Origin of the sequence: Actinacidiphila yanglinensis, from assembly GCF_900107965.1 — a bacterium.
Classification (GTDB): Bacteria; Actinomycetota; Actinomycetes; order Streptomycetales; family Streptomycetaceae; genus Actinacidiphila; species Actinacidiphila yanglinensis.
Map to the genome: position 1 here is coordinate 88,778 of NZ_FNVU01000011.1, position 24,740 is coordinate 113,517.

25 protein-coding genes, 1 tRNA gene and 1 pseudogene are annotated in these 24,740 nt (G+C 72.0%); 20 read left to right on the plus strand and 7 right to left on the minus strand.

Annotated elements, in window-relative coordinates; all coding sequences use genetic code 11:
- The first annotated feature begins 269 nt into the window (after positions 1 to 269).
- Positions 270 to 2,681 carry an immune inhibitor A domain-containing protein gene (locus tag C4U44_RS24360; RefSeq protein WP_456052931.1) on the plus strand — a complete coding sequence of 804 codons (2,412 nt, stop codon included), beginning with the start codon at positions 270 to 272 and terminating at the stop codon, positions 2,679 to 2,681.
- A gap of 115 nt (positions 2,682 to 2,796) precedes the next feature.
- Positions 2,797 to 3,111, plus strand: a complete 315-nt coding sequence (locus C4U44_RS24365) for a hypothetical protein (RefSeq protein WP_103888131.1) — start codon at positions 2,797 to 2,799, stop codon at positions 3,109 to 3,111.
- On the opposite strand, the gene C4U44_RS24370 is transcribed toward C4U44_RS24365, so the two are convergent.
- Together C4U44_RS24370 and C4U44_RS24375 are read right to left on the minus strand one after the other, a co-directional pair.
- Entirely contained in the window at positions 3,095 to 3,691 is a 597-nt protein-coding gene (locus C4U44_RS24370) for an isochorismatase family protein (protein ID WP_103888132.1), read from the minus strand. The genes C4U44_RS24365 and C4U44_RS24370 overlap by 17 nt on opposite strands.
- A gap of 554 nt (positions 3,692 to 4,245) precedes the next feature.
- The gene (locus C4U44_RS24375; protein ID WP_103888133.1) at positions 4,246 to 5,577 is read right to left on the minus strand and encodes a nicotinate phosphoribosyltransferase; all 1,332 of its coding nucleotides are present in this window, start codon (positions 5,575 to 5,577) and stop codon (positions 4,246 to 4,248) included.
- A gap of 100 nt (positions 5,578 to 5,677) precedes the next feature.
- Between C4U44_RS24375 and clpS the strand changes: the two genes are divergently transcribed.
- The 7 genes from clpS to C4U44_RS24415 all read left to right on the plus strand — a co-directional run bounded on the left by clpS (position 5,678) and on the right by C4U44_RS24415 (position 11,185).
- Positions 5,678 to 6,037 carry an ATP-dependent Clp protease adapter ClpS gene (clpS, locus tag C4U44_RS24380; protein WP_103888134.1) on the plus strand — a complete coding sequence of 120 codons (360 nt, stop codon included), beginning with the start codon at positions 5,678 to 5,680 and terminating at the stop codon, positions 6,035 to 6,037.
- A complete protein-coding gene (locus C4U44_RS24385) occupies positions 6,037 to 6,600 on the plus strand; it encodes a DUF2017 domain-containing protein (protein ID WP_103888135.1) in 564 nt (187 codons plus the stop codon). The genes clpS and C4U44_RS24385 overlap by 1 nt, the downstream gene beginning before the upstream one ends.
- 96 nt (positions 6,601 to 6,696) lie before the next feature.
- A complete protein-coding gene (locus tag C4U44_RS24390) occupies positions 6,697 to 8,229 on the plus strand; it encodes an amino acid permease (protein WP_103888136.1) in 1,533 nt (510 codons plus the stop codon).
- A gap of 31 nt (positions 8,230 to 8,260) precedes the next feature.
- On the plus strand, positions 8,261 to 8,671 hold the full coding sequence (locus tag C4U44_RS24395) for a Mov34/MPN/PAD-1 family protein (RefSeq protein WP_103888137.1): 411 nt from the start codon (positions 8,261 to 8,263) through the stop codon (positions 8,669 to 8,671).
- A gap of 276 nt (positions 8,672 to 8,947) precedes the next feature.
- Positions 8,948 to 9,262 carry a MoaD/ThiS family protein gene (locus C4U44_RS24405; protein WP_103888139.1) on the plus strand — a complete coding sequence of 105 codons (315 nt, stop codon included), beginning with the start codon at positions 8,948 to 8,950 and terminating at the stop codon, positions 9,260 to 9,262.
- Entirely contained in the window at positions 9,262 to 10,212 is a 951-nt protein-coding gene (locus tag C4U44_RS24410) for a PLP-dependent cysteine synthase family protein (protein ID WP_103888140.1), read from the plus strand. Before C4U44_RS24405 ends, C4U44_RS24410 begins: the two co-directional genes overlap by 1 nt.
- 220 nt (positions 10,213 to 10,432) lie before the next feature.
- The gene (locus tag C4U44_RS24415; protein WP_103888141.1) at positions 10,433 to 11,185 is read left to right on the plus strand and encodes an MBL fold metallo-hydrolase; all 753 of its coding nucleotides are present in this window, start codon (positions 10,433 to 10,435) and stop codon (positions 11,183 to 11,185) included.
- 43 nt (positions 11,186 to 11,228) lie between these two features.
- Here C4U44_RS24415 and C4U44_RS42670 read toward each other — a convergent pair.
- Positions 11,229 to 11,369: pseudogene (locus C4U44_RS42670) on the minus strand (PTS transporter subunit EIIC); the annotation flags it as partial.
- 106 nt (positions 11,370 to 11,475) lie between these two features.
- On the opposite strand from C4U44_RS42670, the gene C4U44_RS24425 reads away from it, so the two are divergent.
- The 4 genes from C4U44_RS24425 to rdgB all read left to right on the plus strand — a co-directional run bounded on the left by C4U44_RS24425 (position 11,476) and on the right by rdgB (position 13,789).
- Positions 11,476 to 11,790: a PTS glucose/sucrose transporter subunit IIB gene (locus tag C4U44_RS24425; protein ID WP_322973660.1), complete on the plus strand. Its 315-nt coding sequence runs from the start codon at positions 11,476 to 11,478 to the stop codon at positions 11,788 to 11,790.
- Positions 11,791 to 11,834: 44 nt separating this feature from the next.
- Entirely contained in the window at positions 11,835 to 12,569 is a 735-nt protein-coding gene (gene rph / locus C4U44_RS24430; RefSeq protein WP_103888143.1) for a ribonuclease PH, read from the plus strand.
- A 108-nt stretch (positions 12,570 to 12,677) separates the two neighbouring features.
- On the plus strand, positions 12,678 to 13,175 hold the full coding sequence (locus tag C4U44_RS24435) for a hypothetical protein (protein ID WP_103888144.1): 498 nt from the start codon (positions 12,678 to 12,680) through the stop codon (positions 13,173 to 13,175).
- 8 nt (positions 13,176 to 13,183) lie between these two features.
- Positions 13,184 to 13,789 (plus strand): RdgB/HAM1 family non-canonical purine NTP pyrophosphatase, encoded by a 606-nt coding sequence (gene rdgB, locus C4U44_RS24440; RefSeq protein WP_103888145.1) that lies wholly within the window; start codon positions 13,184 to 13,186, stop codon positions 13,787 to 13,789.
- 52 nt (positions 13,790 to 13,841) lie between these two features.
- Here the strand turns inward: rdgB and C4U44_RS24445 are convergent.
- Positions 13,842 to 13,926 (minus strand) — tRNA-Leu (locus C4U44_RS24445).
- Positions 13,927 to 14,011: 85 nt separating this feature from the next.
- A complete protein-coding gene (bcp, locus tag C4U44_RS24450; protein ID WP_103888146.1) occupies positions 14,012 to 14,479 on the minus strand; it encodes a thioredoxin-dependent thiol peroxidase in 468 nt (155 codons plus the stop codon).
- Between the two features lie 99 nt (positions 14,480 to 14,578).
- On the opposite strand from bcp, the gene C4U44_RS24455 reads away from it, so the two are divergent.
- Positions 14,579 to 14,905: a DUF3618 domain-containing protein gene (locus tag C4U44_RS24455; RefSeq protein ID WP_103888147.1), complete on the plus strand. Its 327-nt coding sequence runs from the start codon at positions 14,579 to 14,581 to the stop codon at positions 14,903 to 14,905.
- Between the two features lie 49 nt (positions 14,906 to 14,954).
- Positions 14,955 to 15,257 carry a GroES family chaperonin gene (locus C4U44_RS24460; RefSeq protein WP_103888286.1) on the plus strand — a complete coding sequence of 101 codons (303 nt, stop codon included), beginning with the start codon at positions 14,955 to 14,957 and terminating at the stop codon, positions 15,255 to 15,257.
- Positions 15,258 to 15,326: 69 nt separating this feature from the next.
- Here C4U44_RS24460 and C4U44_RS24465 read toward each other — a convergent pair whose 3' ends face one another.
- Positions 15,327 to 17,738, minus strand: a complete 2,412-nt coding sequence (locus tag C4U44_RS24465) for a transglycosylase domain-containing protein (RefSeq protein ID WP_103888148.1) — start codon at positions 17,736 to 17,738, stop codon at positions 15,327 to 15,329.
- Positions 17,739 to 18,021: 283 nt separating this feature from the next.
- Here C4U44_RS24465 and C4U44_RS24470 point away from each other — a divergent pair, with 283 nt between their 5' ends.
- From C4U44_RS24470 to C4U44_RS24480, 3 genes are all read left to right on the plus strand, one after another.
- Positions 18,022 to 18,825 carry an ABC transporter permease gene (locus C4U44_RS24470; RefSeq protein WP_103888149.1) on the plus strand — a complete coding sequence of 268 codons (804 nt, stop codon included), beginning with the start codon at positions 18,022 to 18,024 and terminating at the stop codon, positions 18,823 to 18,825.
- Positions 18,826 to 18,988: 163 nt separating this feature from the next.
- Entirely contained in the window at positions 18,989 to 19,753 is a 765-nt protein-coding gene (locus C4U44_RS24475; RefSeq protein ID WP_103888287.1) for an ABC transporter permease, read from the plus strand.
- A 7-nt stretch (positions 19,754 to 19,760) separates the two neighbouring features.
- Positions 19,761 to 20,762: an ABC transporter ATP-binding protein gene (locus tag C4U44_RS24480; RefSeq protein WP_103888150.1), complete on the plus strand. Its 1,002-nt coding sequence runs from the start codon at positions 19,761 to 19,763 to the stop codon at positions 20,760 to 20,762.
- 171 nt (positions 20,763 to 20,933) lie between these two features.
- Here the strand turns inward: C4U44_RS24480 and C4U44_RS24485 are convergent, their stop codons facing one another.
- Positions 20,934 to 22,064 carry an aminotransferase class V-fold PLP-dependent enzyme gene (locus tag C4U44_RS24485; protein ID WP_103888151.1) on the minus strand — a complete coding sequence of 377 codons (1,131 nt, stop codon included), beginning with the start codon at positions 22,062 to 22,064 and terminating at the stop codon, positions 20,934 to 20,936.
- A 113-nt stretch (positions 22,065 to 22,177) separates the two neighbouring features.
- Between C4U44_RS24485 and C4U44_RS24490 the strand changes: the two genes are divergently transcribed.
- Positions 22,178 to 23,521 carry a DUF445 domain-containing protein gene (locus C4U44_RS24490; RefSeq protein WP_103888152.1) on the plus strand — a complete coding sequence of 448 codons (1,344 nt, stop codon included), beginning with the start codon at positions 22,178 to 22,180 and terminating at the stop codon, positions 23,519 to 23,521.
- A gap of 175 nt (positions 23,522 to 23,696) precedes the next feature.
- The gene (locus C4U44_RS24495) at positions 23,697 to 24,551 is read left to right on the plus strand and encodes a fumarylacetoacetate hydrolase family protein (RefSeq protein ID WP_103888153.1); all 855 of its coding nucleotides are present in this window, start codon (positions 23,697 to 23,699) and stop codon (positions 24,549 to 24,551) included.
- Positions 24,552 to 24,740 lie beyond the last annotated feature (189 nt).

Genomic DNA, 24,740 nt, shown 5'->3' on the forward strand with positions numbered 1-24,740 from the left:
GGCTCTACGGTTCGGAATGCCCAGGCCCGCCCCCGGGTAAGCATCACCTTACCGGCGGTGCGGAGCACGGGGGGCGCATGGGGTCGCACGTGTGACCGATGCCTCGACTTGTATGCGGCGAGAGCCGGTTGGCGCGGCTGACGTCCGGTCAGCGGATGCGGCGTGCCGGAAACCGGCAAACCTAATGGCACGGTCATGTGCAAGTCAAGATCTGTCTTTTCCTCCGTCACTCCGGTGCAATGGCCTTTCCCAAGGGGAGGTCAAGGATCTTGAAGAGACAGCAAAAGATCAGTCACATCGCCGCCCTGGCCGCCGCGATAGCCGTGCTCGGTGTCCCCGCGACCGTCTCCGGAGCGGCCGCCGCGACACCGGGCCACAGCAGCACGTCCGCGGCCCAGGCCGCCGGCCACGACCCCGCGCAGAGCGAACCGCACGACCTGCCGGGCCCGTTCAGCAAGCAGCAGGCCGCCGAGCACTCCGCCGCCCTCCAGCAGGTCGTTGCCGGCAACGCCACTGTCCAGCAGCGCAACGGCTCCCAGGTGGTCCAACTCGGCCACGGCAACGGCAAGCAGAGCAAGTACGTGGAGCTGGGGCGGGAGAAGACCGACAAGATCTTCACGATCCTGGCCGAGTTCGGCGACCAGGTGGACGACACCACCACCTACGACCCCGACGGCCCGGACGGCCCCGAGCCGCCCGCCCCCAAGTACGGCGGCGATCCCGGCCCCGCGCACAACACCATTGCCGAGCCGGACCGTTCGCAGGACAACAGCACCGCCTGGCAGGCGGACTACAACCAGCAGCACTTCCAGGACCTGTACTTCTCGCACGCCAAGGACAAGGAGTCGCTGGCGAAGTACTACGAGACGCAGTCCTCCGGCCGCTACTCGGTCGACGGCGAGGTCGCCGACTGGGTCAAGGTCCCCTACAACGAGGCCCGTTACGGCTCCAACTGGTGCGGCTCCACCATCTGCTCCAACGCCTGGGACCTGATCCGCGACGCCACCACCGCCTACGTCGCCGACCAGAAGGCGCAGGGCCGTACCGACGCGCAGATCAAGGCGGACCTGTCGGCGTACGACCAGTGGGACCGCTACGACTACGACGGCGACGGGAACTTCAACGAGCCGGACGGCTATATCGACCACTTCCAGATCGTGCACGCCGGCGAGGACGAGTCGGCCGGCGGCGGCGCGCAGGCCACCGACGCGCTGTGGGCGCACCGCTGGTACGCCTACGGCACCGACGCCGGGAAGACCGGCCCGGCGGGGGACAGGGCCGGCGGCACCGAGATCGGCGACACCGGGATCTGGGTCGGCGACTACACCCTCCAGCCGGAGAACGGCGGCCTGGGCGTCTTCGCCCACGAGTACGGCCACGACCTCGGCCTGCCCGACGAGTACGACACCTCCTACGTCGGCGAGAACAACACCGCCTTCTGGACGCTGATGTCGTCGGGTTCGTGGATGGGCACCGGGAAGAACGCGATCGGCGACCTGCCGGACGACATGAGCGCCTGGGACAAGCTCCAGCTCGGCTGGCTCAACTACGGCACCGCCAAGGCCGCGACCCGCTCCACCACCAAGCTGGGCGTCGCCGAGTACAACACCAAGAACAAACAGGCGCTGGTGGTCCAGCTGCCGGACAAGTCCGTCACCACCACCATCACCACGCCCGCCGAGGGCAGCAAGCAGTGGTGGAGCGGCATGGGCGACAACCTCTCCAACACCCTGACCCGCCCGGTCGACCTCACCGGCGCCACCACCGCCTCGCTCGACCTCAAGGGCTGGTGGGACATCGAGCAGAACTACGACTACCTGTACACCGAGGTCTCCACCGACGGCGGCGCGAACTGGACCGCGCTGGACGGCACCGCGAACGGCAAGGCCATCCCGCGGGACGGCGGCGACCAGCCCGCCCTGACCGGTACCTCCGGCGCCTACGAGGACCTGTCCTTCCCGCTCGACGCGTACGCGGGGCAGCAGATCCAGCTGCGCTTCCGCTACCTCACCGACGGCGGCGTCTCCCAGCAGGGCTTCGCGGCCGACGCGATCACCGTCAGCGCCGACGGGAAGGCGCTGCTGACCGACGGCGCCGAGACCGACGACAACGGGTGGACCGCCGACGGCTTCTCCCGGATCGGCGCGTCCTTCAGCAAGGACTACCCGGAGTACTACGTCGCGGAGAACCGGGAGTACACCTCCTACGACACCACCCTGAAGACCGGCCCCTACAACTTCGGCTGGACCAGCACCCGGCCGGACTGGGTCGAGCACTACCCGTACCAGACCGGCCTGCTGGTGTGGCTGTGGGACACCTCCCAGCCGGACAACAACGTCGGCGCCCACCCGGGCAGCGGCCAGATCCTGCCGGTCGACGCGCACGCCAAGCCGGAGAAGTTCGCCGACGGCTCGGTGATCCGCAACCGGGTCCAGGCGTACGACTCGCCGTTCAGCTGGTACCCGTCCGCCGGGTTCACCCTGCACGACGACGGGGTCGCCAAACGCATCCCGGCGAAGCTGGGCAGCCCGGTCTTCGACGACCACAGCGGAACGTACTGGTACGGCAGCAATCCGTACGGGAGCGTCAAGGTTCCCGACACCAACACCCGGCTGACCATCGTCGGCCAGGCACTCGACGGCAGCACCATGACCGTCCAGGTCGGACCGTCCCACCGGTGACATCACCAGGGACACCATCAGTAACAGAGGTCACACAGGTATTCTGACCTGCGAAGACGCGACGTTCGGCCGCCGCCCTCTGGTGGGCGGCGGCCGATGCGCACAAGATGTGCACATGGCGGTCGGCGGTTTCACGAAACTCCCGGGCGGCACGGTCGTCGTCGCGCTCGGCCTGCCGCACCCGACGTGTGCCGAGCTCACTGTGCGGGTGGTCGTGCACGCGGTGAACCGTCAGCGTGCCCTGACCCGGCTCAGCAACCTCGGCTTCCGCGGCGCCCGGCTGTCCGGCAACGCGGAGCCGCCCACACCCGACGAGGTCTCGGCGGTCCTGCACCACCCCGACGGGCTGGTCTGGCGCGACTACCACGCCCGGGGCACCGACCCCTGGCACCCGATCTCCGTGCTGAACCGGGTCACGCCCCACTCGTAGCGGCGGGGCCGCCCGTCAGCTCCACGCCCGCCTGCCGCAGCTGCGCGAGCGCCTGCCGCGTGCTGTCGGGCGCGACGCCCGCGGTCAGGTCCAGCAGCACCCGGGTGGTGAAGCCCTCGCGGGCCGCGTCCAGCGCGGTGGCCCGCACGCAGTGGTCCGTGGCGATTCCCACGACGTCCACCTCGGTGACGTCCCGCTCGCGCAGCCACGCGGCCAGCCCGTCGCCGTTCTCGTCCTCGCCCTCGAAGCCGCTGTAGGCCGCCGCGTAGGCGCCCTTGTCGAACACCGCGTCGACCGCGCCGGACGCGACCGCCGGCGCGAAGTTCGGGTGGAACCCGACGCCCTCCGTGCCCGCGACGCAGTGCACCGGCCAGGACGTCACGAAGTCCGGGTGGTCCGAGAAGTGCGTGCCCGGGTCGATGTGGTGGTCCCTGGTCGCCACGACGTGACGGTACGCACCCGCGGAGTCACCGATCAGGTCCGTGACGGCGGCGGCGACGTCGGCTCCGCCGGTCACGGCGAGGCTGCCGCCCTCGCAGAAGTCGTTCTGCACGTCGACGACGATGAGTGCGCGGTGCATGGGCTCTCCGAGGGTTCTGCGGTTCCGGGGTACCGAGGGTAGGGACTGCGTCGCTCGAACGGAAAGGGGGATACCCCTCTCCGCCGCGCCCCGGGGTGCCCTCGCCCCGAACGGCCCCCTCCCCCCGCGAAGCGCGGCCCCCCTCCCGGGCAACGGTGCCCCTCCCCGTGGCCGGGGTGCCCTGCGGTGGACGGTGCCCCTCCCCCCGGCCTCGGGGTGCCCTTGCGGGCAGAGGGTGCTTTGCAGGGGCGCGGGGAACTGCGCGGGCAACCGGCCACCGGCCGGTGGTCCGGGGACATCGCCATGGGGGCTGGGCGTGCGGGTCCCCGGCTGCGCCGCGCTGGCTGAGCGCGCAGTTCCCCGCGCCCCTGGTGGTTGCCCCCGCCCGCAAGGGCAACCCCCGCCCGCGGGAGGGGCACCCCGGCCCCGGGAGCGGGCGCCGTTGCCCGCGAGGGCATCCCGGCCGTGGGGAGGGGGCACCGTCTGAGTGTGAGGGCGCCCCGGGCACGGGGAGGGGGCGCCGTCTCACCGGCAGGGCCCCCGGCCAGGGGAACTCAGAGGAATTCCGTGGGGAGGACGGGCTCGCCGCGGGAGAGCTGGGTCGCGGAGAGCGGCAGACCCGCGCGGGCAGCGATATGCCGGGCGCGGGCAGCATCGAGCGGCTCGCGCCCGATCACGGCCCCGCCCCGAACGAGCGGCACGAGCAACTGCCGCTCCTCCAGCTCCGCAGGAACCCCCCCGATGCCGATGACCTCCGCCTCCGCGACCCCATCCGCGTCCAGCCGCCGCGCGGCCCACTTGCGCCCGCCGACACTCGTCTTCCCACCCCTCGCCTTCTTCGCGACGGGCGTGAGCGGCGCGTCCGGCTCGCCCGGCACCGTCGCGCGCGCGACGAGCTTGTAGACCATCGAGCAGGTCGGCTGCCCGCTGCCGGTGACCAGCGACGTGCCGACGCCGTACGCGTCGACCGGGGCCGCGGCCAGCGAGGCGATGGCGTACTCGTCGAGGTCGGAGGTGACCACGATCCGGGTGTCCTTCGCGCCCAGGTCGTCGAGCTGCTGCCGGACCCGGTGGGCGAGCAGCAGCAGGTCCCCGGAGTCGATCCGCACCGCGCCCAGCTCGGGCCCGGCCGCCTCGACGGCGGTGCGCACCGCCTCGGCCACGTCGTACGTGTCGACCAGCAGCGTCGTGGAGCGGCCCAGGGACTCGACCTGGGCGGTGAAGGCGTCCCGCTCGGTGTCGTGCAGCAGGGTGAAGGCGTGCGCGCTGGTGCCGATGGTCGGCAGGCCGTAGCGGAAGCCCGCGGCGAGGTTGGAGGAGGAGCGGAACCCGCCGATGTAGGCGGCGCGCGAGGCGGCCACCGCGGCCAGCTCGTGGGTGCGCCGGGCGCCCATCTCCATCAGTGGCCGGCCACCGGCCGCCACCGCCATCCGGGAGGCGGCCGCGGCGATCGCCGAGTCGTGGTTGAGGATCGACAGCACCACCGTCTCCAGCAGCACCGCCTCGGCGAAGGTGCCCTCCACCCGCAGGATCGGCGAGCCGGGGAAGTACACCTCGCCCTCGGGATAGCCCCAGATGTCGCCGGTGAAGCGGTAGTCGGCCAGCCACTTCAGGGTCGCCGCGTCCACCACCGACTCCCGCTCCAGGTACTCCAGCACCGGCGGGTCGAAGCGGAAGTTCTCCACCGCGTCCAGGACGCGGCCGGTGCCCGCCACCACTCCGTACCGCCGCCCTTCCGGCAGCCGGCGGGTGAACACCTCGAAGACCGACCGGCGGTGCGCGGCGCCGCTCTTGAGGGCGGCCTGGAGCATGGTGAACTCGTACCGGTCGGTGAACAGCGCGGTGGACGGCACGTCCACCGGCAGTGCCAGGTCTGCTGTGCTCATGGCGACGATGCTACCCCGCATTTCGTCAAACTGACGAGATGTCGCCGGGTGTGTGCCCTCTCACACGCCCATTTGTGCGACGGCCCCACGGAGCGGCAGCATGGAACCTGTGAGTGCCCAGCTGTCTCCCACCACCCGGGCAAGGACGCGCGCGACCTGCAGCGTCGCCCCTGCCGAGATCGAGCAAACCGAATCGAGCGAAGCCCCCGCGCAGGTCCCCGAGCCGGATGTTCCGTGGGTGACCCTCGTGCACAACGACCCCGTCAACCTCATGAGCTACGTGACGTATGTCTTCCAGACGTACTTCGGGTACTCGAAGGGCAAGGCCACGAAGCTGATGAAGGACGTCCACTACAAGGGTCGGGCCGTGGTCTCCAGCGGCACTCGCGAGGAGATGGAACGGGACGTGCAGGCGATGCACGGCTACGGTCTGTGGGCGACACTGTCGCAGGACCGCTGATGGCACGCCGACGAGCCCGCGCCGGTTACTTCGAGCCGGTCCGCGGCGGTGGCGCCGCCATCGCGCTGGACGAGGTGGAGATCTCGATCCTGCGCAGCCTCGCCGTGCAGTTGCTCGAACTGGTCGGGCCGGGGGACCAGCCGGACGGCGCCGACGACGACCCGCTCGCCCAGCTCTTCACCGAGGGTCCCTCCAAGCCGCCGGACGACCCCGCGCTGGCCCGGCTCTTCCCCGACGCGTACGAGGAGACCGAGGACGCCGCGGAGTTCCGCCGCTTCACCGAGAACGACCTGCGGGCCCGCAAGCGTGAGGACGCCCTCGCGATGGTGCGGGTGCTGGACACCGGCGGCCCGGTGATCAAGCTGACCGCGGACGAGGCCCGGCAGTGGCTCGGCACCCTCAACGACCTGCGGCTGACGCTGGGCACGCGGCTGGGCGTCACCGAGGACGAGTCCAGCGAGCTCTACCACCTGCCGGACGGTGACACCCGCAAGCCGCTGGTCATGGCGTACCTGTGGCTCGGCGGGCTGCAGGAGAGCCTGGTCGAGTCGCTGATGCACTGAGCGCCGGCCGGCCCGCCTCCCCCTTTCCGGTGGACGTGCGGGCCGGCTGCCGCGCGGGCCGCCGTACGGCCGCCGCCGCGTGGTACGTATCCGCCCATGGTGGACGAAACGCGCGTACGGCCCGTCGCGGACGGCCCGGAGGACGGCCCCGGCCGCGGTGACGGCGAGGAGGGCTACGCCCGGGGGCTGGGCGGCCGGCAGATCCAGATGATCGCGATCGGCGGCGCCATCGGCACCGGCCTGTTCCTCGGCGCCGGCACCGCCATCCACCGGGCCGGCCCCAGCCTGGTGCTGATGTACGCCGTCGCGGGCGCCGTGGTGTTCTGCATCATGCGCGCGCTCGGCGAACTGCTCACCTACCGGCCGGTCTCCGGCTCCTTCGCCGACTACGCCCGGGAGTTCCTCGGTCCCTTCACCGGCTACGTCACCGGCTGGACGTACTGGCTGATGTGGGTGGTCACCGGCATGGCCGAGGTCACCGCGGCGGCCACGTACATCGACTACTGGTGGCCGGGCGTGCCGCAGTGGACGGCCGCGCTCGTCTTCCTGCTGCTGCTGGCGACCGCGAACCTGGTCTCGGTGGGCCTGTTCGGCGAGATCGAGTTCTGGCTGTCGACGGTCAAGGTCACCGCGATCATCGGCATGATCCTGATCGGCGTCGGGGTGCTCACCCTGGGGGTGTCGGCGGCCGGCGACACCGCGTCGGTGGGCCACCTGTGGCAGGACGGCGGCTTCTTCCCGCACGGCGTCGGCCGGTCGCTGCTGACCCTGCAGATGGTGATGTTCGCCTACCTCGCGGTCGAACTCGTCGGCGTCACCGCGGGCGAGGCGCGCGACCCGCGCCGGACCCTGCCCAAGGCGATCAACACGCTGCCGTGGCGGATCGTGCTGTTCTACGTCGGCGCGCTCGCGGTGATCCTGTGCGTGGTGCCCTGGACGGAGTTCCAGCCGGGGGTCAGCCCGTTCGTGGCCGCGTTCGCGAAGATCGGCATCCCGTTCGGCGCGGGCGTGGTCAACTTCGTGGTGCTCACCGCCGCGCTGTCCTCCTGCAACTCCGGCATGTACTCCACCGGCCGCATGCTGCGCGACCTCGCCGCCAACGGGCAGGGCCCGCGCACCTTCGACCGGCTCACCGCCCGCCGCACCCCCGCGGTGGGCATCCTCGCGTCGGTGGCCGTGATGGGCATCGGGGTGTGGCTCAACTACGTCGACCCCGAGGGGGCGTTCACCTACATCACCGCGTTCGCCACCGTCGCCGGGGTGTGGACCTGGTCGGTGATCCTGGGCGCGCACATCCGCTACCGCGCGGCCGTACGCGCCGGGCGGGCCGCCCCCGCGTGGTTCACCGCGCCCGGGGGAGCGGTCTCCAGCTGGTGCGGGCTGGCCTTCCTCGCCCTGGTCGTGGTGCTGATCGGCCTCGACGACGACGCCCGGGTGTCGCTGTACGGGGTGCCGCTGTGGGCCGCGGTGCTCGCGGCCGGCTACCGGGTGCTCAAGCGGCGCGACCCGGCGGCCTTCGCCCGCCGCCCGCACCTGCCGCCTCCCGCGGACCCGGCGATCGGCGGCGGCCCGGGCGCCGACCCGGCGGCGGGCGCGGCCGACGGGCTTCCGGGCACCCCGGCGCTGTAGCCGCCCCGAGGGCCCCTGTTACTTTTCCCGCATGCTCACCATCACCCAGGACCTGTACGACGCGATCGTGGCCCACGCCCGCGCCGACCACCCCGACGAGGCGTGCGGGATCGTGGCGGGGCCGGAGGGCACCGGCCGCCCCGAGCGGTTCGTGCCGATGCTGAACGCGGCCCGCTCGCCGACGTTCTACGAGTTCGACTCCACCGACCTGCTCAAGCTCTACCGCGACATGGACGACCGCGACGAGGAGCCGGTGGTCATCTACCACTCGCACACCGCGACCGAGGCATACCCCTCCCGTACCGACATCTCCTACGCCAACGAGCCCGGCGCGCACTACGTCCTGGTCTCCACCGCGGAGGACTTCCAGTTCCGCTCGTTCCGCATCGTGGACGGCGAGGTCACCGAGGAAACGGTCGAAGTGGTGCCTTCCGCGCGATGACCTTCCGGATGCTGGGACGGACGGGCCGGGCCGGGGAGGGGAATCGATACGATGACCCCATGGTTCTCCTCGATGTGAGCGGGTCACGCAGCGGTACGGCGCCCGGCGCGCTGCTCGTGGCGCGGCTGCACGTCGACCTGTGCCGCCGCACCAGTGCGGCGTGTCCGCGCGTCTGAACGCCTGCCCGTCCCGGGCACCGCACCGCCCGCACGGCAAGACCCCGGCTCAGACCGGCGCCACCCACCCAGCTTCGTCCGCATCCCCAGGAGCGCAGTCATGGCCATCGAGGTCCGTATCCCGACCATCCTCCGCACGTACACCGACGGCCAGAAGGCCGTGGCGGGTGCCGGGACCACGCTCGACGAGCTGTTCACCGACCTCGACACCCGGCACAGCGGTCTGCGCGACCGCGTCGTCGACGGCGGCGAACTGCGCCGCTTCGTGAACGTGTACCTCAACGACGAGGACGTCCGCTTCCTGGACGGCATCGCCACCAAGCTCACCGACGGCGACAACGTCACGATCCTGCCCGCCGTCGCGGGCGGCTCGGGCGCCGCGGGCACCGGGGCCGTGCGGTCCGGACAGCGCTGATGCGGTACGACAGCCCGCTTGCCGCGGTCGGCAACACCCCGCTGGTGCGCCTGCCCCGGCTGTCGCCGTCGGACCAGGTGAGCGTCTGGGCGAAGCTGGAGGACCGCAACCCGACCGGTTCGATCAAGGACCGCCCGGCGCTGCACATGATCGAGCGGGCCGAGGCGGAGGGCGTGCTCACCCCCGGCTGCACCATCCTGGAGCCGACCTCCGGCAACACCGGGATCTCGCTGGCGATGGCGGCCCGCCTCAAGGGCTACCGGATCGTCTGCGTGATGCCGGAGAACACCTCGTCCGAGCGGCGGGAACTGCTGGCCATGTGGGGCGCGGAGATCATCTCCTCGCCCGCGGCCGGCGGCTCCAACACCGCGGTGCGCGTCGCGAAGGAACTCGCCGCGGAACACCCCGACTGGGTCATGCTCTACCAGTACGGGAACCCGGCGAACCCCGGCGCGCACTACGCCACCACCGGCCCGGAGATCCTCGCCGACCTGCCCACCCTCACCCACTTCGTGGCCGGCCTGGGCACCACCGGCACGCTGATGGGAGTGGGCCGCTACCTGCGCGAGAAGGTCCCCGGCGTCACCATCGTCGCCGCCGAGCCGCGCTACGACGACGTCGTCTACGGCCTGCGCAACCTCGACGAGGGCTTCGTGCCGGAGCTGTACGACGAGTCGGTGCTGACCACCCGTTTCTCGGTCGGCTCCGAGGACGCGGTGCGCCGCACCCGCGAACTGCTGTCCGAGGAGGGCATCTTCGCCGGGGTCTCCACCGGCGCGGCACTGCACGCGGCGCTCGGCGTGGCACGCAAGGCGGAACGCGCGGGCGAGCGCGCCGACATCGTCTTCGTGGTCGCCGACGGCGGCTGGAAGTACCTCTCCACCGGCATCTACACCGCCGCCTCCACCGAGGAGGCCGTCGCCGCGCTGCACGGCCAGTTGTGGGCGTAGGGCCTGCCGTCCGGATCTCCGAGGGGACGCGGCGGGAGGGGGCGCGAGGCGCGGCCGGAGCGGGCCGGCATGACCCGGACTGGTGATTCCGCCCACAACCGGTGCCCGTAAGAGCGCGGTGCGCAGCGGCCCGCTTTACCCTTCCTAGAACGTGGCGGAAGTCCGCCACCTAGGAGCCGGATCGGGGCGATCCGCCGCGCCCCCGGAGGTGTACCCCTCGATGAACCTCACCGTCGTCGGCTGCTCGGGCTCGTTCCCGTCCGCGGACTCGGCCTGCTCGAGCTATCTGCTCGAAGCCGACGGCTTCCGGATGCTCGTCGACATGGGCAACGGCGCGCTGGGCGAACTCCAGCGCCACTGCGGCCTGTACGACCTGGACGCGGTGCTGCTGAGCCACCTGCACGCGGACCACTGCATCGACATGTGCGGCTACTTCGTGGCCCGCTACTACCGGCACGAGGGCGGTCCGGTCTCGGCGATCCCGGTCTACGGGCCGAGCGGCACCGAGCGGCGCCTGAGCATCGCCTACGGCGACGTGCCGGACGAGAAGTGCATGAGCGAGGTCTTCGACTTCCGCACCCTGCAGCCGGGCGCCTTCCGGCTCGGCCCGTTCGAGGTGACCACCGCCGCCGTCAGCCACCCCGTGGAGGCGTACGGCTTCCGGGTCGAGGCCGAGGGCCGCACGCTGGCGTACTCCGGCGACACCGGCCCGTGCGACCCCCTGCTGGGCCTGGCCGAGGGGGCGGACCTGTTCCTGTGCGAGGCGTCCTTCACGTACGGCAAGGAGGACATCCCCGACCTGCACCTGAACGGGCGCGAGGCCGGCGAGATCGCCACCGCGGCGGGCGTGGACCGGCTGGTGCTCACCCACATCCCGCCGTGGACCAACCCGTCGGTGAACCTCAGGGACGCGCAGGCCGTCTTCGCCGGTCCGGTGGAACTCGCCAAGGCGGGCGCGGTCTACGAGATCTGACGGCGCGACGGGTCCGTACCCGGTACGGGCCCGCGCGGCGCTGCTTCGTCAGATCCTCGATCTCCTCCACCGGTTCGCGCCCCGCCGTCTTCAGGTCGAACCGCACGATCGCGAACCGGAAGACCGCGTGGGAGACCGCGGCGAAGACCAGGCCGATCGGGATGATCGGCCAGGGCCCGGTGGCCGGCCGACCTTCTGCCGGCCCTGGAAAGGGCCGCCCGCGCGCGCCATGATCGCCCCGGACGGGATTGACCGCCGGTGACGTTGGGCCAACCGTGCGTTAACGTGACATTACGGAAACGCACCGACCCGCCGCCGGGTCCCGACGGGGCACGCGAGCAGCACCGGGCCAGCAAAACAGGGAGAAGCAGATGGCCACCAAGACAGAGAAGATCGTCGCCGGACTCGGCGGAATCGACAACATCGAAGAGGTCGAAGGCTGCGTCACCCGCCTGCGCACCGAGGTCGTCGACCCCGGCCTCGTCGACGAGGCCGCCCTGAAGGCCGCCGGCGCCCACGGCGTGGTCAAGATGGGCACCGCGATCCAGGTCGTCATCGGCACCGACGCCGACCCCATCGCCGGGGAGATCGAAGACCTGATGTAGGCGGCGGCGGCAGTGCGGCCACTCACCCGGATAGGCTCAACCGCATGTCACGATTCGACGGCCGCACCCCCGACCAGCTCCGCCCCGTCACCATCCAGCGGGGCTGGAGCAAACACGCCGAAGGGTCCGTGCTGGTCTCCTTCGGCGACACCCGAGTCCTCTGCACCGCCAGCGCCACCCAGGGCGTCCCGCGCTGGCGCAAGGGCAGCGGCGAAGGATGGGTCACCGCCGAGTACAGCATGCTGCCGCGCGCCACCAACACCCGCGGCGACCGCGAGTCCGTCCGCGGCAAGATCGGCGGCCGCACCCACGAGATCTCCCGGCTCATCGGCCGCTCGCTGCGCGCCGTCATCGACTACAAGGCACTTGGCGAGAACACCGTCGTCCTCGACTGCGACGTCCTCCAGGCCGACGGCGGCACCCGCACCGCCGCCATCACCGGCGCCTACGTCGCCCTCGTCGACGCCGTCGCCTGGATGCAGGCCAACCACCTGGTCCGCCTCAAGGCGAGGCCGATCACCGGCAGTGTCGCCGCCGTCAGCGTCGGCATCGTCGACGGCGCCCCCGTCCTCGACCTCGCCTACGAGGAGGACGTCAAGGCCGAGACCGACATGAACGTGGTGTGCACCGGCGACGGCCGCTTCGTCGAGATCCAGGGCACCGCCGAGGGCGCCCCCTTCGACCGCACCGAACTCGACGCCCTCCTCGCCCTCGCCACCGCCGGCTGCGCCGACCTCACCAAGCTCCAGCAGACCGCCCTGGCCACGCTCTCCGACTGACACCGACCCCGCCCGGCCGGCCCGGGCAACCTTCCACGGCGCGTGCCGCGTGTGTAAAGATGCGCGCGGCACGCCGTCGCGCGCGGACACCGGGGAGGGGCCACCGCAATGAACCGCCGCCGCACCGCCACCGAACCCGAGAACCCACTCCCGTTACCCGCGCGGTCCGGTGGGCCCGCGACGTCCACGCGGTCCGCGAGGCGCGTACGGGCCGCCCCCGCGACCGCCGTACCCGCCGCCCTGGCCGCCGTCCTGCTCGCCGCGTCCCTCACCGCCTGCGGCGGGGTCCACCGCGCCTGGGACTGCGCCAAGACCGCGGCGACCATCGCCGGCGACGTCCAGGACCTCGAGGGCAACGCCACCAACATCGGCCAGGTCGGCGACTCCAGCCGCCGCCAGGACACCGTCGACTCCCTCGACAAGCTCCAGAAGGACCTCGACCGCATCGGCAACCGCCACGACAACCCCGCCCTCGACGACGCCGTCACCGACCTGTCCGACTCCGTCAGCCACGCCCGCACCAGCGCCCTGCACGGCGACAACCCCGACATCGGACCCATCGCCGGGGCGGCCGGCCACCTCACCGCCGCGTGCGCCCAGGGATAATCGGCCCCATGACCACCCGTCTCGTGCTCGCCACCCGCAACGCCCACAAGGTCACCGAACTCCGCGCGATCCTCGCCGACGCCGGAGTCGACAGCGAACTCGTGGGGGCCGACGCCTACCCGCAGATCCCCGACGTCAAGGAGACCGGCGTCACCTTCGCGGAGAACGCGCTGCTCAAGGCGCACGCGCTCGCCGAGGCCACCGGGCTGCCGGCGATCGCGGACGACTCGGGCCTGTGCGTCGACGTCCTCGGTGGCGCCCCCGGGATCTTCTCCGCCCGCTGGGCCGGCCGGCACGGCGATGACCTCGCCAACCTCGACCTGCTGCTCGCCCAGCTCGGCGACATCGAACACCCGCACCGCGCCGCGCACTTCGCCTGCGCCGCGGCGCTCGCCCTGCCCGACGGAACCAGCCGCGTCGCCGAGGGACTGCTGCGCGGCACGCTGCGCCACCAGCCCGCGGGCACCGGGGGGTTCGGGTACGACCCGATCCTGCAGCCCGACGGGGAGGAGCGGACCTGCGCGGAACTGAGCGCGGCGGAGAAGAACGCGATCAGCCACCGCGGCAAGGCGTTCCGGGCGCTGGTCCCGATGCTCGCGGAACTCCTGGCCTGAGGGCGGGGCGCCGAGCGAAGAGCCCGTCCGGACTCCGGACGGGCTCCACACGTGCGGCCGGTGGGACTCGAACCCACACGGGGTATCACCCCACTGGGACCTAAACCCAGCTCGGCTGCCAGTTACGACACGGCCGCGTCGCAGCCATGGTAGCCACTGGCGGTCCGGCGGGGTAAGGCGCTCGCGGGTGTCGTCCGGGTGCCCTGGCCGACCGGGGGCGGGTCAGACCTTCAGGTCGCGAAGGAGCTTGGCGACGTGGCCGGTGGCCTTCACGTTGTAGAACGCGTGCGCGATCTTGCCGTCGGGGGCGACCACGAAGGTGGAGCGGATGACGCCGGTGACGGTCTTGCCGTACATCGTCTTCTCGCCGTAGGCGCCGTAGGCGGTCAGGACGGTGCGGTCGGGGTCGGCGAGCAGGGTGACCTCCAGGGACTCCTGCTCGCGGAACTTGGCGAGCTTGGCGGGCTGGTCCGGGGAGACGCCGAGCACGTCGTAGCCCGCGGCGGCGAACACCGCGAGGTTGTCGGTGAAGTCGCACGCCTCCTTGGTGCAGCCGGGGGTGAGGGCGGCCGGGTAGAAGTAGACGATCACATTGCGGCCGAGGTGGTCGGCGAGGGAGACCGGGTTGCCGTCGGCGTCCGGCAGGGTGAACGCGGGGGCGGTGTCGCCGGGGGCGAGACGGTCGGACATGAAGGCTCCTGGGGCAAACGGGGGTGCCGACGAGGCGCGGGCCGCGTCGTACTGACAGACTGTCCGAACGCTACCTAATCAGGCGATGGAGGCAGTGCGGTGTCGGAGGGTGTCAGGACGGCCGCTGAGATCGAGGCGGATATCGCCCGCAGGCGGCAGGACCTCGCGGTGACGCTGGACGAGATCGCGGTCCGGGTGCACCCGGTCACGATCATCCGGGACACCAAGGCGAAGGCGGTCTCCGCGGTGGACAACACCGTCGGGCAGGCCTATGTCGCGGCGAACCGCGTGGTCAGCCGGGCGCGGGCGCAGTTCGTGGACGAGGACGGCGCGCCGCGGATGGACCGGATCGTGCCGGTCGCGGTGGCCGGCGTGGCGGTCGTGGCCGCGGTGGCCGGTCTCACCGTGTGGCGCCGTCGCCGGTAGGTTCGTGGCCGTGAGTTCGAAGAGTGCACACGACAAGCTGCCCATCCGCATGCTGCACGACCGCGTACTGGTGCGGCAGGACAGCGGTGAGGGCGAGCGCCGCAGTGGCGGCGGCATCCTGATCCCGGCGACCGCGGCCGTCGGGAAGCGGCTGGCCTGGGCCGAGGTCGTCGCGACCGGCCAGCACGTGCGGACCGTCGAGGTCGGCGACCGCGTGCTGTACGACCCGGAGGACCGGGCCGAGGTGGAGGTGCAGGGTGTGGCCTACGTGCTGATGCGCGAGCGCGATCTGCACGCGGTGGCCGCCGAGCGCCTCGAGGGCTCGGACGACTCCACCGGCCTGTACCTGTAGGGCGGTTGGCCCCCGCGGGGGCCTGCCCGTCCCCAACCCGCCTCCCTGCCCGCCCCGCCCCGTCGTGCCTCAGCCGCTCCGGCCGGCTCCGGCCGGTGCGGCCGGTGCGTCGATCTGTGAGGCGTTCGTCCCGCTCTGGCCGCTGGTGCCCCGCTGGGAGCTCTGCTCGCCGTCCTGCGGGACGGCGGTGTCGGTCGGGTCGCCGCCGCCGGGCGGCTGCGCGGGTTCGCTGGGCGGCGTGGTGTCGGTGGGCGGTCCGCTCGGCGTGCCCGGCCCGGTCGGCTCGGTGGTCGGCGGGGTCGTGGCGGTGGTCGGCGGCTGCGAGGTGGGCGGGGTGGTGCCGGTGGTCGGCGGGGTGCTGGTGCCGCTGTCGGGCGTGGTCGGCTCGCCGGTGCTCGGCGCGACGGTCTGGGAGCCCTTCTGGAGATCGAGGTGGAAGCCGGTGACCGGCTGGCCGTCGAGCGCGGCGGCGGTGTAGTCGGCCCAGACGTCGCCGGGCGGGCCGCCGCCGTTGATCCGGGCCATGTTCATGGAGCCGTTCAGCTTCTCCTGGGCGCCGTTGGCCGGGTTCATCCCGAACAGGGCGACGACGGTGGCGAGTTTGGGGGTGTAGCCGGCGAACCAGGCGGCCTTGTCGTTCTCGGCGGTACCGGTCTTCGCGGCGGCGGGCCAGCCGGAGTTGCGGGCCGCGGCGGCGGTGCCGGTGGGGGAGTCGACCACGCTCTTGAGCATCGCGGTGGTGGTGTCGGCGGCGCTGCGCGGCACGGACTGCTGCGGGTTGCGGTCGGGCAGCTTGAGGTCGTTGCCGTCCTTGGTGACCTTGGCGACGATCGTGTAGGGGATCTCCTTGCCGTGGTTGGCGAGGGTCGCGTAGGCCTGGGCCATGTCCAGCGGGCTGGCGCTGTTGGGGTTGGCCTGGTCGCTGCCGAAGGCGCCGAGCGCCATGGCCGGGGTCTCGGGGATGTCGACGGCGTCGGGGATGCCCAGGTCGTGCGCGGTGTCGATGACCTTCTTCGTGCCGACGTCCTGTGCCATCTGCGCGAAGACGGCGTTGACGGACTGGTCCATCGCGTGGGTGACGGTGACGTCGCCGAAGTCGCGGTCGTCCTCGTTGGCCGGGTGGTAGCCGACCGGGCCGTCCTTGCCCTGCACCTCGCGGCCGCTGTCGCCGTTGTAGATGGTCGTGGGGGTGATGGTCCGGCCGTCCTGGGTGGTGGAGTCGTCCTGCAGGGCCGAGGTGAAGATCACCGGCTTGAAGGTGGAGCCGGGCTGGTAGGTCCGGTTGGTGGCGCTGCTGACGTACTGCTTGGTGTAGTCGATGCCGCCGTAGAGCGCGACGACGTCCCCGGTGGCGGGGTCGATGGAGGCGCCGCCGGCCCGGACGTACTTGTCCTGCTTGGCTTTTCCGAGCTTGTCGTAGACGTCGTCCTGGGCCGCCTTGACGAAGGCGTCCTCCTTGGGCTTCTGGATGGTGGTGACGATGCGGTAGCCGCCGCGGCTGAGGGCGTCGGCGTCCACGATGTGGTGGTCGGTGAGGTACTGGTTGACCGCCTCGATGATGTAGCCGCGCTGGCCGGCCTTGCTGGCCACCGGCTTGGGCTTGCCGATCTTCGGGAAGGCGGTGGCGGCGCGCTGCGCCGGGGTGAGCCAGTGCTCCTTGACCATGCCGTCCAGGACGTAGTTCCAACGGGCCTTGGCCGCGGGGGCGTTCTCCGGGTGCGCGGACAGGTCGTACTCGCTGGGCGCGTTGAGCAGCGTGGCGAGGTAGGCGCCCTGGGCGGTGGTGAGGTCGGCGGCGTTCTCGCTGAAGTACGCCTCGGAGGCGGCCTCGACGCCGTAGGCGTTGCGGCCGTAGTAGCTGGTGTTGAGGTAGCCCTCGAGGATCTGGTCCTTCGTCTCGTTGCGATCCAGCTTGATCGCGATGAAGAACTCCTTGACCTTGCGGGAGGCGGTCTGGCTCTGCGTCAGGTAGTAGTTCTTGACGTACTGCTGGGTGATGGTCGAGCCGGACTGCTTGCCCTTGCCGGTGGCGGTGTTCCAGGCGGCGCGCACCATGGACTTCGGGCTGACCGCGGACTCGTGGTAGAAGTTGCGGTCCTCCGCGGCGAGGGTGGCGTACCGGGCGGTCTTGGCGACCTCGTCGAGGGGGACGTTCTGCCGGTTGACCGCGCCGTCGCGGGAGATCTCGGTCTTGCCGTCGGAGTAGAGGTAGACGTTGTTCTGCGCCACGGCGGCGGCGTTGGCGTCCGGGATGGAGACGAGGGCGTAGCCGACGAAGAACGCGCCGATCAGGAGCAGCAGCAGGGTGAAGGTGCCGCCGAGGACCAGTCGCCAGGTCGGCAGCAGCCTGCGCAGGCCGGTGCGGCGGGGTCGGCCGGACGGCGAGGAGCGGGGTGCCCACCCTTCCTGCCGCAGCCCCTGCTGCTCGGACGGCGAACCGTTTCGGCGGCCGCCCGTACTCCGGTTCGGATCGTCACTCATGTCTGTAGGGACTCCTTGGCCGCCGCGAGGGTTGGCCTGCGGCGGAACATCATGGACCAATCGTTACGTACGCGCCCGTACACCCACGTAGTCCTCCGACTCCCACACTGTCGCATCATCTGCCCGCCACGGATCCGTGCGGCACTTCCGTGACAGGGCTGTGACGGGTCGGCGGCGCGGTTCGCTCACTCGTTCGGCCGAGAAAAACCGTTGGCAGTGCTGGTCGGGCGGCCGCTAGGGTCGGCGGCTTGTGTGCCAGGACACGTGAGGGGGTTCACACGCGATGGGCGGTTTCTACGGGGCGGTGGTCACGCGCGGCTTCCGCCGCTACGCCACCTACCGCACCGCCACCGCCGCCGGGGTCTTCACCAACAGCGTCTTCGGGCTGATCATCAGCTACAGCTATCTCGCGCTGTGGCACCAGCGGCCGCACCTCGGCGGCTACAGCGAGCCGCAGGCCCTGACGTACGTCTGGCTGGGGCAGGCGCTGCTGACGCCGATGGCGCTGATGGGCGGCGGCTTCGAGGACGAGCTGATGGAACGGATCAGGTCCGGCGACATCGCGGTGGACCTGTACCGGCCGGCGGACCTCCAGGCGTGGTGGCTGTCGGCGGACCTGGGGCGGATGGGGTTCCAACTGCTGGGGCGCGGAGTGGTGCCGCTGGCGTGCGGGGCGCTCGTTTTCGACCTGACGCTGCCGGCGGACGCGGCGACCTGGCTGCTGTTCGCGGTGTCGGTGCTGCTGGGCGGTCTGGTGAGCTTCGCGATCCGGTTCCTGGTCGGGCTGACCGCGTTCTGGCTGCTGGACGGGACCGGGGTGAGCCAGGCCACGCTGCTGACCGGGCTGTTCTTCTCCGGGATGCTGCTGCCGCTGACGGTCTTCCCCGGCGTGATGGGCGAGATCGCGCGGGCGCTGCCGTGGTCGGCGATGCTCCAGGTGCCCGCCGACGTGCTGCTCGGCCGGCACCGCGGCGGCGACGCGCTGCTCGCGCTGGCCTTCCAGGCAGGGTGGGCGGTGGTGCTGCTCGCGCTGGGACGGCTGCTGCAGACCGCCGCGGCGCGCAGGGTGGTGGTCCAGGGTGGCTGAGGCACGGGCGGACGCGCGCGGCGGCGTCAGGACGGGGCTGCCGGGGCAGCGCGCGGGCGGGCCGGGCGGAGCGCCCGGCGGATACGGGCCCGGGTGGGACCGGCCTGACTCCTCCGTCCGGCGCGCCCGCGAGGCGGTCCGGGCGTACGTGCTGATCGTGCGGATGTGGGTGCGCTCCACGATGGCGTACCGCACGTCCTTCGTGCTGACCGCGCTGGGCAACTTCGCGGCCACCGGCCTGGACTTCGCCACGATCCTGCTGATGTTCTCGCACATCCACCGGCTGGGCGGCTTCACGCTGCCGGAGGTGGCGTTCCTCTACGGCGCGTGCAGCACCTCCTTCGGCCTCGCCGACCTGGTGATGGGCTCCATGGACCGGCTCGGCCGGCGGGTGCGCGACGGCACCCTGGACACGCTGCTGCTGCGCCCGGTCCCGGTGCTCGCCCAGGTCGCTGCGGACCGCTTCGCGCTGCGCCGGATCGGCCGGATCACCCAGGGCGTGCTGGTGTTCGGCTGGTCGCTGCCGCGGGTGGACGTGCACTGGACGACGGTCAACGTGCTGATCGTGCCGATGATGCTGCTGTCGGGCGGGGTGATCTTCAGCACGGTGTTCGTGGTGGGCGGGGCCTTCCAGTTCTGGGCGCAGGACGCCTCCGAGGTGCAGAACTCCGTCACGTACGGCGGCGCGACGATGCTCCAGTACCCACCGGGGATCTTCGCCCGGGACCTGGTGCGGGGCGTCACCTTCGTGGTGCCGCTCGCCTTCGTCAACTGGCTGCCGGCCCTGCGCGTCCTGGGCGAGCCCGATCCGCTCGGCCTGCCCGGCTGGCTGGACTTCGCCTCCCCCGCCGTCGCCGCGGTCTGCTGCGTGCTCGCGGCCGCGGCCTGGCGGGCGGGCCTTCGTACCTACCGCAGCACAGGGAGCTGACAGCGCCATGCACGACTTGAACGGGCCGTCGAGCGGGCCGGAAGCGGTGGCCGGGCCGGACCCCGTCATCGAGCTGGAGGACGTGGAGAAGGTCTTCGACGTGCGCCGCAAGACCGGGTGGATGCGGCGCGAGCGGCACCAGGTACGCGCCGTCGACGGGATCACCTTCAGCGTGCCGCGCGGCGAGATCGTCGGCTACATCGGGCCGAACGGCGCCGGCAAGTCCACCACCATCAAGATGCTCACCGGCATCCTCAACCCCAGCGCGGGCCGGATCCGGGTCGACGGGATCGACCCGGCCCGCGAGCGGACCCGGCTGGCCCGGCGGATCGGCGTCGTCTTCGGGCAGCGCACCACCCTGTGGTGGGACCTGCCGCTGCGCGACTCCTACGAGCTGGTGCGGCGGATGTACCGCATCCCCGACGCCGCCTACACCCGCAACCTCGACGCCTGCGTCGAACTCCTCGACCTCGGGCCGCTGTTGGAGGTGCCGGTCCGCCAGCTCTCGCTGGGTCAGCGGATGCGCGGCGACATCGCGGCGGCGCTGCTGCACGACCCGGAGGTGCTGTACCTCGACGAGCCGACGATCGGGCTCGACGTGGTCAGCAAGAGCCGGGTCCGCGGCTTCCTGCGCGACTTCAACGCCGAACGCGGCACCACCATCCTGCTCACCACGCACGACCTCACCGACATCGAGAGCCTGTGCCGCCGGGTGATGGTGATCGACCACGGCCGGGTGATGTACGACGGCGGGCTCGGGGGGCTGCACGACACGGGCGAGAGCGAGCGCACCCTCGTGGCAGACTTCGCCCGCGAGCTTCCTCCGGTGGAGCTGCCGGGGGCGCGGCTGGTGTCGGCCGACGGGCCCCGGCAGTCCTTCGCGTTTCCTGCGGGGGCCAGTGCGGCGCCGCTCGTCGCGGAGCTTGCTGCCAAGCATCCGCTGGTGGACCTTTCCATTCGCGAGCCCGCGATCGAGGAGGTCATCGCCCGTATGTACGGGGCGTCCTAGCCGAGCGGACCCTCCAGGGTGCCCCGTGCTGTGAGTTGCGGGACCTTGCGGTGGGTGGGTGATTCTTTTCGCGGAAGAACCCGCACAAACCCAGGGGCGCGGGGAACTGCGCGAGCAACCACAGCCGGACCGCAAGGTCCCTCAACCGGCAGGACGGGGCACCCCGGAGGGTCAGGGCACCCTGAGCGCGGCGTCGACGCGTTCGACGGCCGCCGCGGTGGTGGACCCATGCGCCGAGAACCGTAGGGAGTCCGTACGGACGGTCGGGGCCACCCCGTTCTCGTGAAGCGCCGCGGCCACGTCCGAGGGATCGGTGCCGGGGATCTCGAAGGAGAGGATGCCCGCACGCTCCGCGGGATCCGTCGGAGACAGGATCCGGGCCCCGTACCGCCGCAGCACCTCCGTGAGCTCGTCGAGGCGCGCCGAGACGTGCGCCTCGATCGCGGCCACCCCGACCTTCTCCACGAGGGTGAGCGCAGCGTCGAGCCCGGCGGCGGCCACCGGGCTGAGGTTGGTGATGCTCCAGCGCCGGGCCCCGCCGGCCGGCGGGTGCTCGCGGTCGTCGAAGAGGCCGACCTCGTCGACGCCGGTCCAGCCGGTGAGGGTGGGTTCGAGGCGCTCCAGCGCGCGATCGGAGAGGGTGGCGAACCCGGTGGACCAGCTCGCGCGCAGCCACTTCTGCCCGCCGGTGACGACGACATCGGCCGCCTGCCAGGGCAGGTCGGCGATGCCGAACCCCTGGATGGCGTCGACGATCAGCAGCCGGTCCGGGCCGATCACCTCGCGCAGCGCGGCGAGGTCCGCGCGGTACCCGGTCCTGAAGTCCACCGCGCTGACCGACACCGCGACGACGTCGTCGGTCAGCGCGGCCCGTACCGCGTCCGGGGTGACCCGCCCGTCCGGGGCCGCCGCCAGCCAGCGCGGCACGGCCCGGCCGAGACCGGCCGACCGCCGCCACGGGTAGTGGTTCGCGGGGAAGTCGCCGGCCGGCACCAGCACGGCGCCGCCGGGCAGCCCGAAGGCGGCGTGGAACATGCCGGTGGAGGCGTTGGGCAGCAGGACCGTGTGCGCGGCGTCGGTGCCGGCCAGCCGCGCCGCGGTCTGCCGGGCGCGCTGCTCCGCCAGCATGAGGTCGTCGACGGTGTGCCGGTCGGCGCGGGCGGACCGGGCCAGCGCGTCGCCGGTGGCGTCGACCACCTGGCGGGACGGGGGGCCGTAGCGGGCGAAGTCGAGGTAGCCCTCGGGCTCCTCGAAGTGCTCGGCGTATCCGGGCAGCCCGCCTGCGGTGTGCTGCGCTGTCATTGCGGTGTTCTCCTGGGGTCTGCGGAAGGTCGCCGGGGGCTCGCGGGAGGCGCCGGGGACCTGTCGTACGTTGCCAGACTGGCAATGGCGGTGAGAATACGCGGGTGGAGCCGATGGATACGGGGCGAGTGGACGACGACGCGAGCGGCGCGGACGCGGTGGCGCGCCCGCGCCCGGGCACGGGACCGGGTAAGGGACCGGGCGGCGCCGACCCGGACGAGGCGCGGATGGCCGGCGTGCGCCGGATGAAGCTGATCGCGACCGGGTTCCTGCTGGCCGCGACCCTGGTGTACGGCCTGGCGAAGTGGGCGGCCGCCGAGGGCGCGGGCGGTTGGGCGGGTTACGTGTCGGCGGCCGCCGAGGCGGGCATGGTGGGCGCGCTGGCGGACTGGTTCGCGGTGACCGCGCTGTTCCGCCGCCCGCTGGGCCTGCCGATCCCGCACACCGCGATCATCCCGACGAAGAAGGACGCGCTGGGCGCGAGCCTCGGTGACTTCGTCGGGGAGAACTTCCTGTCCGCGGCCGTGGTCCGCACCCGGCTGCGCAAGGTCGGCATCGGGTCGCGGCTGGGCGGCTGGCTGGCCGAACCCGCCAACGCCGACAAGGTCACCGAGCAGGCGGCGGCGGCACTGCGCGGCGCGCTGCGGGTGCTGCGCGACTCCGACGTGCAAGCGGTCGTCGGCGAGGCGATCACCCGGCGGGCGGAGGACCAGGAGATCGGGCCGGGCCTGGGCAAGCTGCTGGAGCGGGTGGTGGCCGACGGCGGCCACCGGCGGCTGGTCGACCTCGTCTGCGTGCGCGCCCACGACTGGCTGGTGCTCCACGGCGACTCGGTGATGGTGGCCGTGCAGGGCGGCGCGCCCGGGTGGACGCCGCGGTTCGTGGACCGCAGGATCGGCGAGCGCGTCTACAAGGAGCTGCTGCGGTTCGTCACCGAGATGCGGGACTCCCCGGGGCACCCGGCGCGCGGCGCCGTGGACCGCTTCCTCGGGGACTTCGCGGCCGAGCTCCAGTCCGACCCCGACACCCGGGCCCGGGTGGAGCGGCTGAAGAAGGACCTGCTGGCGCGCAGCGAGGTGCAGGATCTGATCGCCTCCGCGTGGGGCTCGGTGCGGGCGATGGTGGTGGCCGCCGCCGACGACGAGCGCAGCGAGCTGCGGCAGCGGGCGCGGGCCTCGCTGATCTCCCTCGGGGCCCGCCTGGGCACCGATGCGCGCCTCCAGGCGAAGGTCGACGGCTGGCTGGAGGACGCGGCGACGTATCTGGTCACCACCTACCGCGACGAGATCACCTCGCTGATCAGTGAGACCGTCGCCGGGTGGGACGCGGAGCAGACCTCGCGGAAGATCGAGGCGCACGTGGGCCGGGACCTCCAGTTCATCCGGATCAACGGGACCGTCGTGGGCGCGATGGCGGGGTTGCTCATCTACGCGATCACGCATGTCGCGGGCGCCTGACCCCCCGGGGTGCCCCGTCCTGCCGGTCGAGGGACCACCTGTCGGTGGTGGGTTGCTCGCGCCGGGCGGGTCAGGGGCCGACCACCCGCGGCGTTGACGGGTCAGGTTCCCCGAAGGGAGTATGCGGGGGGAAGACATCCGATGATCTGCCCTGCCACATGTCTGGAGTGCACCTGTGAAGCTGTTGCGTGTCGGACCCGCCGGGGCGGAGCGCCCCGCCCTGCTGGACCGCGAAGGCACCGTGCGCGATCTCGGCGGGATCGTGCCCGAGATCGACGGGGCGCTGCTCGCGGATCCGGCCGCGCTCGCCCGGATCGCCGCCGCCGAGGCCGAGGGCACGCTGCCGGCGCTGGACCCGGCGCTGCGGGTCGGCCCGCCGCTGGCGGGCATCGGCAAGATCGTCTGCATCGGGCTGAACTACCACGACCACGCCGCGGAGACCGGTGCGCAACCGCCCGCCGAGCCGGTGGTGTTCATGAAGGCGCCGGACACGGTGGTCGGCCCCCACGACACCGTGCTGGTGCCGCGCGGCAGCGAGAAGACCGACTGGGAGGTGGAGTTGGCGGTGGTCATCGGACGTACGCTGCGCTACGCGGCTTCCCACGAGGAGGCGATGGCGGCCGTCGCGGGGTACGCGGTGGCGCACGACGTGTCCGAGCGGGAGTTCCAGATCGAGCGCGGCGGGCAGTGGGACAAGGGCAAGAACTGCGAGACCTTCAACCCGCTCGGCCCCTGGCTGGTCACCGCGGACGAGGTGCCCGACCCGCAGGCGCTGCCGCTGAAGCTGTGGGTCAACGGCGAGCTGAAGCAGGACGGTTCGACCGCGAGCCAGATCTTCCCCGTCGCCGAGGTGGTGCGCTACCTCAGCCAGTTCATGACGCTCTACCCGGGTGACGTGATCAACACGGGGACTCCTGCCGGAGTGGCCCTGGGCCAGCCCGATCCCAAGCCGTACCTCAAGGCCGGCGACGTGGTCGAGTTGAGCATCGAGGGACTCGGCACCCAGCGCCAGGAGTTCAAGCAGGCGTAGGGCCGCGCCCTGACCCCCCGGGGTGCTCCGCCCTCTTGCTACGGGACCTTGCGGTGGGTGGGTGGTTGGCCGCGCAGTTCCCCGCGCCCCCGGTAGGTGCGGCTCCTCCGCGAAAAGAGGGTCACCAACGCCTGGCGTGTGCGGCTCCCTTCGCGAAAGAAGGGGTCACCACCAGGGGGCGCGTGGGGG